Raw genomic sequence first — 14,569 nt, 5'->3', positions numbered from 1 at the left:
TCGCTCTGCAGCAGCGTGTAGGTGTAACTCACCACCCCGTTGCTGAAACCGGTGATCGCCAGCTGGTTTCCCAGGCCGGTCGTCACCAGGATCGGACTGTCGGCACTGACTCCCTGCAGACTGGCCAGCGTGATCACGGTGCCGCCGACGGTAATGCTCGATAACCCATCCGGAGCGCTGACGGTAAAGTCACCGTCCACGCTCAGCGACTCCTTGCTGCTGTCGGAGCCGGTGGCCAGGTCATCCTCATCCACGACGCCTTCACCGCCACTGGCCGCCGGCGTCAAATCGGTGACCACGACACCATCGTCGGTGCCGGTAATGGTGATGGTCAGATTGGCGCTACTGGTATCGCCGTCGCCATCGGTAAGGAGATAACTGATGGTCTGGGTCAGGCTCTCACCATCGGTCAGGGCCTGGACGGCAGGATTGGCATTGTTCAGCGTGAAGCTGTAACTGCCATCGGCATTGAGTACCAGCGAGCCGAGCTCGTTCTCGATCGTCTGTGGCGTGACCGTGGCACCATCGGCGCCCTGGGTATCATTGGCCAGCACAGTGCCCGTGATGGTCAGGTTATCGGCATCTTCAGCCACGCTGTTGCTGTCATCCACCGCGGTCGGCTCATCGTCGCCGATAGTGACGACAATGGCGGAATCAGTGGCTAATCCATCGCTATTGGTTGCGGTAATACCAAATGCCGGTTGCAGGCCATCACCATCCAGCGGGCCATCCAAATCCACGCTGTAGGTGCCATCCGCGTTAATGGTCAGCGTGATGATGGTCTGATCACCCACGCTGCCCACCAGCGTTTGACCATCGTCGGACAGGCTCCAGACAATGGTTTGCCCTCCAGAGGTCAGTGCAGGCTGATTAGCCACGGGCTGAAAGGCCACAGTGCCGGAACCACCACCGAAGTCGACATTCAGATTTCCGGTGACCAAGGTGTCCGCCTCACCAGCGCCACTGCCAGAGGTCAGATCCGGATCGACTTGATCGGCGGCATCAAGATTTGCCTCATCGAGTTCGCTGGCATCCGGAGCCAGGATTGGTGCCGGGATAGCCGCATCGACCGTTTCCCCGGTAAACGAGGCTGCCGCCACCAATGTAGAGGCATCATACGTGGTGTCATAGCCAGCAGCGGCCAGTGTCGCATCGCCAGTACGGCTGACGGTGATAAAACCGCCGTTGCCGCTGCCGTCGCCACCGCCGCCACCCGCAGCCGGCGCGCCCCCTGCCGCCGTCGCCTCAAGTTGAGTCGGATCAATCCCTTGCAACAAGGCTTGCTGCAAGGCAGCAATTTCTGCCGTAGTACCGCCTCCAGGCACCGCAGGTGCTGCCGCGGGCTCACCAGCGGGAGCACCTTCTGGCGCAGCAGCGGTATCAACCGCGACCGCCGGCTGCAGCAGCAGTTCGGCTTTATCGTCGATCTGGAGCACAGTCCCTGCCGGCAGAACTTCACCGGGTTTGAGCATTCTGGTTTGACCGTTTTCGGCAACGACCTTAACAGAACCCTTGAATTCGACCACCGTCATCGGTGCTTGCAGTGTTTGAGTACGCATGATAACTCCCAGCCCTGGAGAACTTTTAATCAAGCTTAGGCCTGGGAGGACGCATGATCCTTATCAAACTTTTAACAGCGCGCTTACATCTTGGTGTGAACAGTGGCACAAATTCGAACGATTCAGGCCAGTTATTGAGTACAAAGACAAATAAGGACTCGTTTGCTACGAAGACAGCCGCCATACGAGGTGCATGCCATCCAATTTCCTATGCTGTGAACGGCAAAAACAAAAAAAGCAGAGTGCTGCCACCCTGCTTTTTTTTGCCACTTGGCTGCCCGCGACAACGCGACTGTGCCGAATCGCTACCGACTTAATCGCTACCGAACAGATCGCGGGTATACACCTTGTCAGCCACATCGGCCAATTCCGGAGTCATGCGGTTAGAAACAATCACATCGCTGATGGCCTTGAACTCCTGCAGATCGGTGATCACTCGCGAATTAAAGAAGTGCCCCTCCTTGAGTACCGGCTCATACACCACCACCTCAATACCCTTGGCCTTGATGCGCTTCATGACACCCTGAATCGACGAGGCACGGAAGTTATCCGAGTTGGCCTTCATGATCAGACGATAGACCCCTACCACTTTGGGTTGACGACGAATGATCGAATCCGCGATGAAATCCTTGCGGGTGGTATTGGAGTCGACAATGGCCCGGATCAGGGTGTTGGGCACTTCATGGTAATTGGCCAGCAATTGCTTGGTATCTTTGGGCAGGCAATAACCGCCATAACCAAACGACGGATTGTTGTAGTGACTGCCAATTCGGGGATCGAGCCCCACCCCGTCAATGATCTGCCGGCTGTTCAAACCATGGGTTTCGGCATAGGTATCCAGTTCATTGAAGTAGGCTACCCGCATCGCCAGATAGGTGTTGGCAAACAGCTTGATCGCCTCAGCCTCGTTAGAGTCGGTCAGCAGCACCGGAATATCCGCTTTGACTGCCCCCTGCTTGAGCAGGTCGGCGAATGCTTGTCCACGCGCCGAGCGCTCGCCGACTATGATGCGCGATGGATGCAGGTTGTCATACAAAGCCCGACCTTCACGCAGGAATTCAGGAGAGAACATCAGGTTGTCGCAGCCCAACTCCTGGCTGATACGCGCCGTAAATCCGACCGGTATCGTCGATTTGATCACCATGGTGGCCCGTGGGTTGATGGCCATCACATCGCGAATCACCGCCTCGACCGAGCGGGTATTGAAATAATGGGTATCGACGTCGTAGTCAGTCGGCGTGGCAATGATCACCCACTCGGCATCGGCATACGCTTCGTGCTTGTCCAGCGTGGCCCTGAGATTCAGGGGTTTCTCTTGCAGGTAGGCTTCAATTTCCTTGTCCACAATCGGTGACTGACGCCGGTTAATCATCGCCACCTTTTCGGCATTGATATCCAGTGTCACGACCTCGTGGTGCTGTGCCAGCAAAATGGCATTAGACAAGCCAACATATCCTGTCCCTGCAACTGCAATTTTCACCTTTGTGCTCCTATCTATCACGGCCAATGTGTTCAACGCCGGTCTTATGTTTGTTAACGGTTATTCTGCCATAGATGAGCTTCCGCTGTCCTATCGACCACAAGGCTAAACAGGGCATCTATCGCAACCGACAAATTTGAGTTGGAAACGATGACTCACGACCTCGGCTCAACCGCGCCAGAGGTCAGGCGCTTGAACAGCGGATCCGCCGGGAACAGCCGCATCCCCTCCGCACGCCAGTGTCGGGCCTCTTCGGCCTGGCCCAGGCTATCCAGCGCCAGCGCGGCATTGAAATAGACATTCGCTCGCGGTGTCAGGCTGACAAACTCACGGGCCCAATCCACATAGGCGCGTAGCTCGGTCTGATTATTTGTCTTCAGCGCCAGTATCAGGCTCGACGACATGACGTCATACCAGAATCGGCTGGACCAGGGTACGCGATTGATGACCCGCTCCAGCAGCTCGGGCTGCTGGAGCCCACCCCGCTCAAACCTGGTGACCAACCAGGCGGTATGCAGGCCGGTCAGCATAAACGGCACCGTCAGCAGCGGAATCAGCAACGCCACGCAACGGATCAGCAACCACTGACGCACCTCAATCCGCCTGACCTGTTCTGCTTCGGCATCGGTAAACCACAGTAACCAGATCAGGGCCAGCCAATGGGCAGTGGAGTGATAGAAGGGATACTCGACCATGGCATGGAAAAACAACGGCAGCGGCAACGCCAATAGGGCCAGGCGCATCGTCGACCGAGCTCGCATCAACATTCGCACCCAGCCAAACAGCATCGCCAGCAGGCCGCACAACGCCAAGAGGCCTCCTTCAACCATCCAGTAAAGGATTTCATTGTGCGGATGGTCGAGGTTTGTCTCAATGATCTCCTTGCCACTGATAGCAACAGGAATCGCATAATAAGAGTCGACAAAGGCAGACTCAAACTTGCCGTAACCAACCCCCAGCAGTGGATATTGCCAAAACATCTCGAGACAGTGTTGCCAATAGAGCAACCTGAAGTCGATGGTCGCGATATAACTACCAAGCCCTCGCGACTGGCTGAACAACGCAAAACTCAGACCGCCTAACAGCAGCCCCAGCAATAACACGCTGCAGGCCAACCAACCCACACGCCCCCGTTGCCATAGCAATAGTGGCAACAGGATCAGGCTACTCAGCAGCAAGCCGCCTTGCCCGGAGCGGGACTGAATCACCACTATCAACAGCGCCGCCAGGCCGAGCACACTCAGCGCCAACAACAAGCGCCAACCACGCCGGCACAGTTCATCGGCAAACAGCAAGAACAACGCTATTGTCGCTCCCAGCGCCATGAAGCTCGACAGTACACTGTCCTTTTGAAATATACCGTACGGCCGGTTGATGATGGTGTTGTATCCAATCCAGTTGCCGGGTGTCAGCAGGTAGTACTGCACCAGCGCAAACAGGGCCTCGATCGCCACGGCACCAAGCAGTACGTAGAGTAAACACAAGCGCTGGGCCCGCACCCATTGCAACTGCGTCAGCGCGAACAGCAACAACAGGCCGCCTGCAATGCCCAAAAAGCGCGGACTGCCGGCATCGAACGAAACGTCAGCATGGGTAAACAGCGGTACCAGCATCAAAGCAAGCCCGGCCCAGAGCCACCCCTGCGGGCCCGATACCACCAGCTGCCGCGTGAGCGTAATGTGCCAAAGACCGATACCGATCATCAGCGAAGCAAACAGCCAGCCGACCATGTTGAACGGCAGATAGAAACCGGATCCGCCGGGGTTGTGCATAAACAGATGCATGCCCCCCAACCAATACATGACCGCAAAAAAGATAAATGCCATCTGATTGCGGCTCCATTCCAGCCTCATGCGCACTCCCCAAAACGGTTTACTTGAATGGGGCATACTTTACGCATCCGGCACTACAAAGAGAACCAGCCCGGGCCATAACGGCACAAATGCTTGAGATATAGAACATTTTGCACCCACATCCGCTGCCCGCAGCCGGATAAGGGCACGCAGGGCAAGCTCCCTCTTGTGTCGTGGGCCACTAACCAGCGGACTCCGTCTGCGCCGCCTGCATCATCGCAGCCAGTTCAACCCGCATCTGCGGCCAACGCTTCATCAGACAGGCCGCCAATGACTGCTGCGCCTCCGGCTCGCCATGTACCAGGCGAATTACTGCCGGCGGCGAGGCCATGCCCTCGACAAAGCGCAGCAACCCGGCTTGATCGGCATGGGCTGAATACCCTTGAAGATGATGGATGTGCGCCTGTACCTCCACCTCGACCCCCTCCAGCCATAACGAGCGGCATCCGGACTGCAAGCGGCGCCCCGGCGTACCTTGTGCCTGAAAGCCGACCAGCAACAGATCGGTACGCGCATCCGGCAGCAGTGCCTTGAGGTAATCGACGATACGGCCTCCCTGGCACATGCCGCCACCAGCGACGATGATGGCCGGCTCCCCGCTCTGCTGCAGTCGATGCACCAATGACTCATGGGCAGCATGATCATGGATGGTCACACACTGGGAAAAATCCAGCGGATGGCGCCCCGCCTGCAACCGGGCCTGTGCCTCCTTGTGCCAGACCCGGCGAAAACGACGATAGAGCCGTGTCACATCCGCTCCCAGCGGTGAATCAATGACGACTGGCAAATCACGCCAGCACCACTGCTCTTCGCGGCTGCTCACCTCGCTTAAGATTTGCTCCAGATCGCAGAGCAACTCCTGGGTCCGACCAATGCTGAAGGCGGGAATCAAAATGGCTCCGCCATCGCGCAGCGATCGTTCAACAACCGTTTTCAACTGCCGATGACGAGGTTCCCCTTGCGGCTGCAACCGATCGCCATAGGTACTTTCGAGCACCAGAAAATCAGCCCGTTCCGGGGAGAGCGAAGCCGGCAACAAGGCCGAGCGGCCGGAGCCTAAATCACCGGAAAACACCATTAGCTGGCCATCCGGCAGACGCAATTCGAGATAGGCCGAGCCCAAAATATGTCCGGCTGGCTGCAAACGCAGATAAAGCACGCTGCCGTCACTCAAGGGAAGCCGTTGCCATTGCGCAAAGGGTAGAGGGTGTAGCTGATGACGCAGGCGCTGCAAAACAGGTTCGATCGCGGAACGCGGGTCATGGGATGAATGCCGCAGCGCATCGGTCAACATCACCGGAACCAGCAATGCCGTGGCCTCGGAGCAATAGATGGGGGCGTTCAAGCCGCAGGAGAGCAGTTCAGGCAGGCGACCGATATGATCGATATGGGCATGGGTCAGCAACAGGGCTCGCACCCGTGCCGGCGATACCGCCAAACGCGCTGGCGCCGCCTCCCCTTGAAACTGACCGCAATCGATCAACAGGCTATCTCGCCCTAATCGCAGTTCGTGACAGGATCCGGTCACGCCCCTGGCGGCACCGTGGTGAATCAGTTGAAAGGTGTTGGGAGTAGAAGAGTTCGACATAAGGGCTCCGGCGTGTGCAAAGGAGCCTCATGCTGCCGCTGTACGGCCATAATCACGACTGCCAGAGTCGACAGGAGATTGCTATTGCGAGCGTGATATCACGCGCTTGGTGTCGCGGCTTGATATTGCGCGCTTGATGTCGCGAGCTTCGCTTGCTCCTACAACAAAAAGCACAACAAAGCGCAGCTCGCGATAAATCCATCACCCTGTAGGAGCAAGCGCAGCTCGCGATAAATCCATCACCATGTAGGAGCAAGCGCAGCTCGCGATGAATAGATCACCCTGTAGCTTGGTGTCGCGGGCTTGATATCACGCGCTTGGTGTCGCGAGCTTCGCTTGCTCCTACAACAAAAAGCACAACAAGGCGCAGCTCGCGATGAAATTCGGTTCTGACAGGTTACAAAACCCATGTCCACTGCTGTGCTGATGCAACCAATCACTTCACACATCGTTACCATGCTAAAGCAACGCAGCACTGAATTACGAAAGGGACGATATTCTCATCCTGGCTATGTCTACATGACGACGATCGTCACCCACCAACGGGAAAGACACTTTGCAGAATGGAAAATTGGACGTTTAGTTTGCCATGAAATGAAGCAATTACATGACCTCGACGAGGTTAACTCGTTGGCCTGGGTCATTATGCCCGAGCATTGTCACTGGTTGTTTCAACTGCGAAATATCGAATTGGCAAGATGTATGCTGAAGTTCAAATCGCGGTCAGCTTTAGCACTGAACCATCATCTGCAGCGAAGCGGAAGAATATGGCAGCCAGGGTATTATGAACGGGCAATGCGTAGCGACGATGAAGTCAAACAAGCAGCCAGGTACATCATCGATAACCCGGTTCGGCGTGGTCTGGTGAATAAAATTCATGACTATCCGCTTTGGGATGCCGTCTGGGTATAAACATAGAATCGCACGGCAACATAGCGCGAGCATTATATCGCGATATTGATGTCACGATATTGATGTCACGATATTGATGTCGCGAGCTTCGCTTGCTCCTACAACAAGAAGCACAACAAAGCGAAACTCGCGATAAATCCATCACCCTGTAGGAGCAAGCGCAGCTCGCGATGAATTCATCACCATGTAGGAGCAAGCGCAGCTCGCGATGAACAGATCACCCTGTAGGAGCCAGCACAGCTCGCGATGAATAGGTCACCCTGTAGCTTGGTGTCGCGGCTTGATATAGCTCGCTTGGTGTCGCGAGCTTCGCTTGCTCCTACAACAAAAAGCACAACAAAGCGAAACTCGCGATGAATTCATCACCGTGTAGGAGCCAGCGCAGCTCGCGATGAATACATCACCCTGTAGCTTGGTGTCGCGAGCTTCGCTTGCTCCTACAACAAAAAGCACAACAAAGCGCAGCTCGCGATGACTGGATCGCCAGGGCGAACATCGCTGACACCTGACGTAAATACCCTCACTTACGCTTTTTGCAGCGGGCGCCACCAGGCTTCGTTGGCCAGATACCACTTGATGGTCTTGGCGATGCCGGTCTGGAACGTCTCCTGCGGCACATAGCCAAGTTCGGTACGGATCTTGTCGGTCCCCACCGCATAACGGCGGTCGTGTCCGGCGCGATCGGTGACATAGGTGATCAGCGATGCGGCGCCCTCGCCCCGGGCTTGCGGCGCATCCGGGAAGCGGCTAGCCAGCGAGTCATCGGCGGCAAACTCGCCATCCACCAGCTCGCACAGCAGGTTGACAATGTCGATATTCTGCCACTCGTTGACGCCGCCGATGTTGTAGGTTTCACCGACCACCCCCTTGTCCAGCACCAGCTCGATACCCCGGCAATGGTCCTCGACGAACAGCCAGTCGCGGATCTGCTTGCCATCACCATAGATGGGCAGCGGCTTGCCATCGAGGATATTGGTCAGGCACAGCGGGATCAGCTTCTCCGGGAAGTGATAATAGCCATAGTTGTTCGAGCAGTTGCTGGTCGTCACCTGCAGGCCATAGGTGTGCAGGTAGGCACGCACCAGGTGGTCCGAGGCCGCCTTCGACGCCGAATACGGCGAGTTCGGCGCATAGGCGGTCTGTTCGGTGAATGCCGGATCGGTCAGCGACAGGGTGCCATACACCTCATCGGTGGAGACATGGTGGAAGCGGTGCGGCAGCGGATTGGCCGGATCGGCCAGCCACACTGCACGGGCTGCCTTCAGCAGGCTGTGGGTACCGATGATGTTGGTCTCGATAAAGGCATCGGGGCCGGTGATCGAGCGGTCAACGTGGGATTCGGCGGCAAAGTGCACCAGGGTGTCGATGCCCTCTTCACGCAGCAGCAGCTCGACCAGCTCGCTGTTGCAGATGTTGCCTTTCACGAAACGGAAGTTCGGATTGCCCATCAGCGGCTGCAGCGTCGCGATGTTGCCGGCGTAGGTCAACGCATCCAGCACCACCACCCGATCCTGCGGGTGCTGGCGCAGCCAGTAGTGCACGAAGTTGGCTCCGATAAAACCGGCGCCGCCGGTCACAAGCAGTTTTCTCATTTTTATTCCCTAAATTCCCTAACTCGTCTATTCATTTCCGTCGTTTAGAAGGTCACGGCATCTTTGAAGGCCACGCCCTGGGCATCCTTGCCGGACAGCGATGGCGCAGCGCCATCGACCAGCGGCCAGTCGATGGCCAGGTCGGGATCATCCCAGCGCACCGAGTGCTCGGCGTTCGGGTTGTAGTAGTCGGTGCAGCGATAGACAAACTCGGCCGTCTCGCTGGTGACATAGAAGCCGTGCGCAAACCCTTCCGGCACCCACAGCTGACGCTTGTTGGCCGCAGACAGCAGCACGCCAACCCAGCGGCCAAACGTCGGGGAGTCCTTACGCATATCGACTGCGACATCAAACACCTCGCCGGAGACCACCCGCACCAGCTTGCCCTGGGTGTTTTGCGTCTGGTAATGCAGGCCGCGCAGAATGCCCTGGCGAGACTTGGAGTGGTTGTCCTGCACGAAGCGTCGCTCGCAGACATGGCGGTTGAACCAATCCTCACGCCAGGTCTCCATAAAGAAACCGCGCTCATCGCCAAACACCTGGGGCTCCAGGATTTTCACCTCCGCAATCGCGGTCTCGATGATGTTCATTCTGCTCTCTCTTGTTGTTCAGCCAACACCTGCATCAGGTAGGCACCATAGCCACTCTTCAACAGCGGCTTGGCCAGCGCTGCCAGCTGGGCGGCATCAATGAAGCCCATGCGAAACGCCGTCTCCTCCGGTGACGCCACCTTCTGCCCCTGGCGCTTTTCCAGCACACGGATAAAGATGGCGGCATCCAGCAGCGAATCATGGGTGCCGGTATCCAGCCAGGCGGCACCGCGACTCATACGCTCGACCCGCAGGGTGCCACGTTTGAGGTAAACATTGTTGACGTCGGTGATCTCCAGCTCGCCACGCGCTGAAGGCTGAACCTGCTTGGCAATTTCGATCACATCGTTGTCGTAAAAATAGAGACCGGTGACCGCATAGTTCGACTTCGGTTTGGCCGGTTTTTCCTCAATCGAGATCGCCTGCCCCTGCTTGTCGAACGCCACCACACCGTAACGCTCCGGATCCTGCACGTAATAGCCAAATACCGTGGCACCGTTCGGTTGGCTGGCGGCCTTCTGCAGGGTCTCGCTCAGACCGTGACCATGGAAAATGTTGTCGCCGAGGATCAGGCAGACCGAATCACTGCCAATAAACGACTCGCCAATCAAAAACGCCTGCGCCAGCCCATCCGGACTCGGCTGCACCGCATACTGAATATCCAGACCCCATTGGCGGCCATCACCGAGGATGCGCTGATAGGTAGCCTGATCGTTCGGCGTGCTGATGATCAGGATCTCGCGGATACCGGCCAGCATCAGCGTGGTCAGCGGGTAGTAGATCATCGGTTTGTCGTACACCGGCAACAGCTGCTTGTTGACGCCGATGGTCGCCGGATGCAACCGGGTGCCACTGCCCCCGGCCAGAATAATGCCTTTCATGCTCTGTACTCTTGTTTGTGTTTTTATCATCACGCAGGAGGCATATAAGGCTGCAAGTCTTGCAACGCCGCCTGCCAATCGCTAGGCATAATGCCAAAAATCGAATGAATCCGCGAACAATCCAGTCGTGAGTTAGCCGGACGCTTAGCCGGTGTCGGATAATCGGTTGTTGCAATCGGATTAATGACTGGACTGCGCGCTAGCAGCCCTTGAGCAACGCTGGCATCAAAAATCGCAGTTGCAAAGCCATGCCAGCTCACATGCGGTTCACCGGCAAAGTGATAAATGCCCCAAGCATTGAAATCCGGCTGCAAGGCCTGGCTGGCCATCGTCAGCAGCGCGGCGGCAATATCGCCAGCATAAGTCGGGCCGCCAACTTGATCGGCGACCACACCCAGAACATCACGCTGTGACCCCAAACGCAGCATGGTCTTGACGAAGTTGTTGCCATGCTCGCCGAACACCCAGGCGGTGCGCAAAATCAGATGGCACGAGCAGTGCTCTGCCACGGCCAGCTCGCCAGCCAGCTTGGAAGCGCCATACACCCCTTGCGGGGCCACGGCATCACTCTCGACGTACAGGCCGTCTTTATCGCCAGCAAACACATAATCGGTGGAGATATGCAGCACAATGGCACCGACCTGCTGCGCCGCCTCGGCCAGGTAAGCCGGGCCATCGCGGTTGATGGCATACGAAGCGCCGATCTCGCTCTCGGCCTTGTCCACTGCGGTATGTGCTGCGGCGTTGATAATGACATGAGGCTGGAATGCACTTACCTGAGCCCGGACACAAGCTTGGTCGGTAATATCCAGTTCATCACGGTCTACCGCCAAAATATCCCAGCCTAATTGTTCTGCTTGGGCCACTAAACAGTGCCCAACTTGCCCTTTATATCCAGTAATCAGTAACTTCACTGCCATATCCCATCCTGCAGGCACAAAAAAGGCTATCTCACCAGATAGCCAGCCAATAACAACCTATGTGAGCGATCAATAGGCCCCGTCGCGGTGTAACACCACTCCGATGGTCTTGAACATGATGGCAATGTCATACCAGAGTGACCAGTTCTTTACATACCAGCCATCGAGATAAACACGGGTTGCGTAGTCGACATCGTTGCGGCCACTCACCTGCCACAAGCCGGTCATTCCCGGCTTGGCCATCAGGTAATATTCAGCATCATCACCATAACGTTCCAGCTCCGCCTCGACGACCGGTCGTGGCCCCACCAGGCTCATCTCGCCCTTTAGCACATTCCACAATTGCGGCAGCTCATCAAGGCTGGTTTTGCGGATAAAGTCCCCGATAGGGGTGATACGGGGATCGTTTTTCAGCTTGAAGTCCTTGTCCCATTCGGCGCGCGCCTCAGGATCCGAGGCCAGCAAGTTTTCCAGTACCTCTTGGGAGTTGATGATCATCGATCTGAATTTCAAGCATTTGAACTTGCGACCATACTGGCCGACACGTTCATGACCATACATGGAGGAGCCACCGTCGCGGGAAACCTTCCAACCGATATAAGCCAACACCGGCGACAGCAACAACAACAGCAGTGACGAAACTACGATATCAAAGCTGCGTTTGACAACACGCGATGCCAGGCGGGCCAGGTTATTGTGTACCCGCAACATCAACAGCTCATGGCTGAAGAAATGGGACATGTCGGTACCATGTAACGGCACACCACGCAACGTGGGAATCACAGAGACATTGCGCAAGCCTTTGGCCGTCAGATAGCGCAACCAGCTGTCGCGCAGCTCGGACTGCTCATACTCCACTGCCAGGAACAACTTGGCTCCGGGATAGTCACGAATCACGCTGCTCATGTCGCCCTGCAGCAACGGCATACCTTCCACTGGCGACTCAAGGCCATGACCATCCGGGGAGATGAACCCCATGATATCAAACCCCATCAGGCGCTCACTGCGAATGGCCATATAGGCGTCACGGGCATTGCTGCCGCAGCCAATAATCAGGCTGGGCCAGGACCAGAACCCCGCCTTGTGCAGGGCGGCCTTGGTCATAAAGCGGAACAAGGGCAGCAATACCAGCGCCAGCGACCAGAGCATGAACCATTGTCCGCGGGAAAAATCCCATTTTGACAGGGCGACCAACGCCAAATCGGCAATCGACAACGCCAGCACAAGCTGCAAACACTCGCGCAACTCGCTCCAGAATGGCTTGCGATAGGTGTAATGTCGCAGTTGCGACCAGAACCAGGTCAGGCCACACAGCACTATGATGGCAAAACTCCAAATTCGCGCATAACCGATGCCGTTGGTTAAGGAGCTCAGCTCGGCAGGGAGTTCTCCGCCATACTTGCCCATCACCCAGTAGGTCACGGCAAAGGCGAGCAAGAAGGCTGACATATCAGAAATAATCAAGCCTATCTTGTTGATGGCAGGCGAAAATGTTTTTTCAAATAGCAAAGAACTGCTATTGCTTTGAGATATATCCATATGTCACCCGTGGCTTAAAGAGGCACATCGAGACACCTCATCGGGTGTCCGTTTTATTTTGTTGGCAGAGTATAGTCGTTAATCACACACAAGAAAAACCTAACAGATCTTTACATATCAAATCAGGTTAATTTCAGCTCATCTTGTGCCGTGCTTAAGGCCAAAATCCGGTGTTCCTCCTACAAACACAGCACAATCGACTAAAAAGCTAGACTAATGCCCGAATCGCAGACAATGCCTGCTCCACACTCTGTTGTGCCAGCGTCGCCACCGCGGCCTCGGCATAACAGCGCAACTCCGGGGCATTACCGGAGGGGCGCAGGTGCAGGATGCGGCCATCCTCAAGTGTGATGCGCAGACCGTCAGTGGTATCGACACAAGATACCCGGCTATGGGTAAACCCCAGCTTTACCAGCAGCGACTGCGGATCATTTTTTGCGTCCGCCAGAATGGCCTGGCTACGCGCGGTCGGGAAATCCTTGATGCGGTCGGAGTGGGTGAAACGCTGTGGCAGCGCCGTCACCAGCGGCGAGATCGCACCTTTACCTGCAGCGGCCAGCAACATCAGAAACGGCAACACCGCATCGCGGGTTGGCAAGGCGGCCAGCGGCTTGCCTGCCAGCTCGATATCGCTGCCCAGCAGGAAACCGCCATTCGCCTCGAAACCGGCAATCCGCTGATAGGTCTTGGCCAGCTCGGCAAATTCGGCAATGACATACGGCGAACCAATCTTGGTCAGCGCCACCTTGGCAAAACGCCCGCTCAGGCTCACCGCCGTGTTGCAGCTGACCGGAATGGCCACCGCCTCGATGCCCAGCGCATCGGCGCACAGCAGACCGAGAATATCGCCGCGCAGCCATTCGCCCTGCTCATCGGCCACCAGTGGCCGATCGCCGTCGCCATCGGTGGAGAAGATGGCATCCAGACGGTGCTCTGCCGACCAGCGCCGCGCCTTGGCCTTGTCCTCTTCGCCGACGGCTTCGGTATCGATCGGCACGAATTCGTCGCTACGCTCCAGCGCTATGACCTCGGCCCCCAGCTGCCGCAGCAACGGCGCATACAAGTCGCGACCGGCACTGGAGTGTTCATATACACCGATGCGTTTACCAGCGAGCAGATCTGCGGGGAACAGTGAGCTATAACGCTGACAATAAGCAAATGCGGCCTCAGGACGAGCCTGCAGCTGCGGCAGCGCCGACAGCGCGGCAAATTCGACATCCGCGGTCAAAATCGCCTGTTCATCCGCCTTGGTGATCTCCCCCTCCGGGCGGTAAAACTTCAGGCCGTTACGGTCGAACGGAATGTGGCTGCCGGTCACCATGATGCACGGCATCTTGTCCTGCATCGCCTGGTAAGCCAGCGCCGGAGTCGGCACGACGCCGTAATAGACCGGCTCGATGCCAGCTTGCAGCATGGCCGCGGCACAGGCTTGCGCCATGGCCGGGCTGCTCGGACGGTTGTCGATCGCCAGCGCCATCCTGGTGAAGGCACCGGCGCGGCGCTGTACGGCAATAAAAGCGTGGGTGAAGGCCGCACAGACATCCGGTGTGAAGTCCACCACCAGTCCGCGTGCGCCACTGGTACCAAATGCCACGCCACCCTCGGCGATCAGCGTGGAGCTGTTCAATACTGTTGTCATAACCCGTTGTCCCATG

At 56.9% G+C, this 14,569-nt stretch carries 11 protein-coding genes; 1 reads left to right on the top strand and 10 read right to left on the bottom strand.

The features are described from left to right. The 4 genes from ACFOSS_RS16740 to ACFOSS_RS16725 form a co-directional block, all read right to left on the bottom strand. On the bottom strand, nt 1-1,559 hold a 1,559-nt coding region (locus ACFOSS_RS16740; RefSeq protein WP_377154758.1), incomplete at its 3' end, for a retention module-containing protein. A 313-nt stretch (nt 1,560-1,872) separates the two neighbouring features. Further along, the gene (locus ACFOSS_RS16735; RefSeq protein ID WP_377154756.1) at nt 1,873-3,039 is read right to left on the bottom strand and encodes a nucleotide sugar dehydrogenase; all 1,167 of its coding nucleotides are present in this window, start codon (nt 3,037-3,039) and stop codon (nt 1,873-1,875) included. Between the two features lie 155 nt (nt 3,040-3,194). Beyond that, entirely contained in the window at nt 3,195-4,892 is a 1,698-nt protein-coding gene (locus ACFOSS_RS16730) for a PglL family O-oligosaccharyltransferase (protein WP_377154754.1), read from the bottom strand. A 181-nt stretch (nt 4,893-5,073) separates the two neighbouring features. Beyond that, entirely contained in the window at nt 5,074-6,480 is a 1,407-nt protein-coding gene (locus ACFOSS_RS16725) for an MBL fold metallo-hydrolase RNA specificity domain-containing protein (RefSeq protein ID WP_377154752.1), read from the bottom strand. A 408-nt stretch (nt 6,481-6,888) separates the two neighbouring features. On the opposite strand from ACFOSS_RS16725, the gene ACFOSS_RS16720 reads away from it, so the two are divergent. Next, nucleotides 6,889-7,392, top strand: coding sequence for an REP-associated tyrosine transposase (locus ACFOSS_RS16720; protein ID WP_377154750.1), 504 nt, complete (start codon nt 6,889-6,891; stop codon nt 7,390-7,392). Nucleotides 7,393-7,916: 524 nt separating this feature from the next. Here ACFOSS_RS16720 and rfbB read toward each other — a convergent pair. The 6 genes from rfbB to ACFOSS_RS16690 all read right to left on the bottom strand — a co-directional run bounded on the left by rfbB (nt 7,917) and on the right by ACFOSS_RS16690 (nt 14,553). Then, nucleotides 7,917-8,984: a dTDP-glucose 4,6-dehydratase gene (rfbB, locus tag ACFOSS_RS16715; protein ID WP_377154748.1), complete on the bottom strand. Its 1,068-nt coding sequence runs from the start codon at nt 8,982-8,984 to the stop codon at nt 7,917-7,919. A 44-nt stretch (nt 8,985-9,028) separates the two neighbouring features. Beyond that, complete coding sequence (gene rfbC, locus ACFOSS_RS16710) at nt 9,029-9,574, bottom strand: dTDP-4-dehydrorhamnose 3,5-epimerase (protein WP_377154746.1); 546 nt, start codon at nt 9,572-9,574, stop codon at nt 9,029-9,031. Then, the gene (rfbA, locus tag ACFOSS_RS16705) at nt 9,571-10,455 is read right to left on the bottom strand and encodes a glucose-1-phosphate thymidylyltransferase RfbA (protein WP_377154744.1); all 885 of its coding nucleotides are present in this window, start codon (nt 10,453-10,455) and stop codon (nt 9,571-9,573) included. Before rfbA ends, rfbC begins: the two co-directional genes overlap by 4 nt. 29 nt (nt 10,456-10,484) lie before the next feature. After that, nucleotides 10,485-11,375, bottom strand: a complete 891-nt coding sequence (gene rfbD, locus ACFOSS_RS16700) for a dTDP-4-dehydrorhamnose reductase (protein WP_377154742.1) — start codon at nt 11,373-11,375, stop codon at nt 10,485-10,487. 69 nt (nt 11,376-11,444) lie between these two features. Next, a complete protein-coding gene (gene wbaP, locus ACFOSS_RS16695) occupies nt 11,445-12,839 on the bottom strand; it encodes an undecaprenyl-phosphate galactose phosphotransferase WbaP (RefSeq protein WP_377154740.1) in 1,395 nt (464 codons plus the stop codon). Nucleotides 12,840-13,122: 283 nt separating this feature from the next. Then, nucleotides 13,123-14,553 (bottom strand): phosphomannomutase, encoded by a 1,431-nt coding sequence (locus ACFOSS_RS16690; RefSeq protein WP_377154738.1) that lies wholly within the window; start codon nt 14,551-14,553, stop codon nt 13,123-13,125. Between the last annotated feature and the right edge of the window lie 16 nt (nt 14,554-14,569).

The organism is Pseudaeromonas sharmana (genome assembly GCF_042649925.1).
Classification (GTDB): domain Bacteria; phylum Pseudomonadota; class Gammaproteobacteria; order Enterobacterales; family Aeromonadaceae; genus Pseudaeromonas; species Pseudaeromonas sharmana.
The sequence above is the reverse complement of the archived record's forward strand: the minus strand, read 5'-3'. Positions and strand labels throughout refer to the sequence as shown.

What these genes read in the sequence shown, in the direction of transcription:
- ACFOSS_RS16730 (WP_377154754.1), bottom strand. Translation starts at nt 4,892, where the DNA reads ATGAGGCTGGAATGGAGCCGCAATCAGATGGCATTTATCTTTTTTGCG.
- ACFOSS_RS16725 (WP_377154752.1), bottom strand. Translation starts at nt 6,480, where the DNA reads ATGTCGAACTCTTCTACTCCCAACACCTTTCAACTGATTCACCACGGT.
- ACFOSS_RS16720 (WP_377154750.1), top strand. Translation starts at nt 6,889, where the DNA reads ATGTCCACTGCTGTGCTGATGCAACCAATCACTTCACACATCGTTACC.
- rfbB (WP_377154748.1), bottom strand. Translation starts at nt 8,984, where the DNA reads ATGAGAAAACTGCTTGTGACCGGCGGCGCCGGTTTTATCGGAGCCAAC.
- rfbC (WP_377154746.1), bottom strand. Translation starts at nt 9,574, where the DNA reads ATGAACATCATCGAGACCGCGATTGCGGAGGTGAAAATCCTGGAGCCC.
- rfbA (WP_377154744.1), bottom strand. Translation starts at nt 10,455, where the DNA reads ATGAAAGGCATTATTCTGGCCGGGGGCAGTGGCACCCGGTTGCATCCG.
- rfbD (WP_377154742.1), bottom strand. Translation starts at nt 11,375, where the DNA reads ATGGCAGTGAAGTTACTGATTACTGGATATAAAGGGCAAGTTGGGCAC.
- ACFOSS_RS16690 (WP_377154738.1), bottom strand. Translation starts at nt 14,553, where the DNA reads ATGACAACAGTATTGAACAGCTCCACGCTGATCGCCGAGGGTGGCGTG.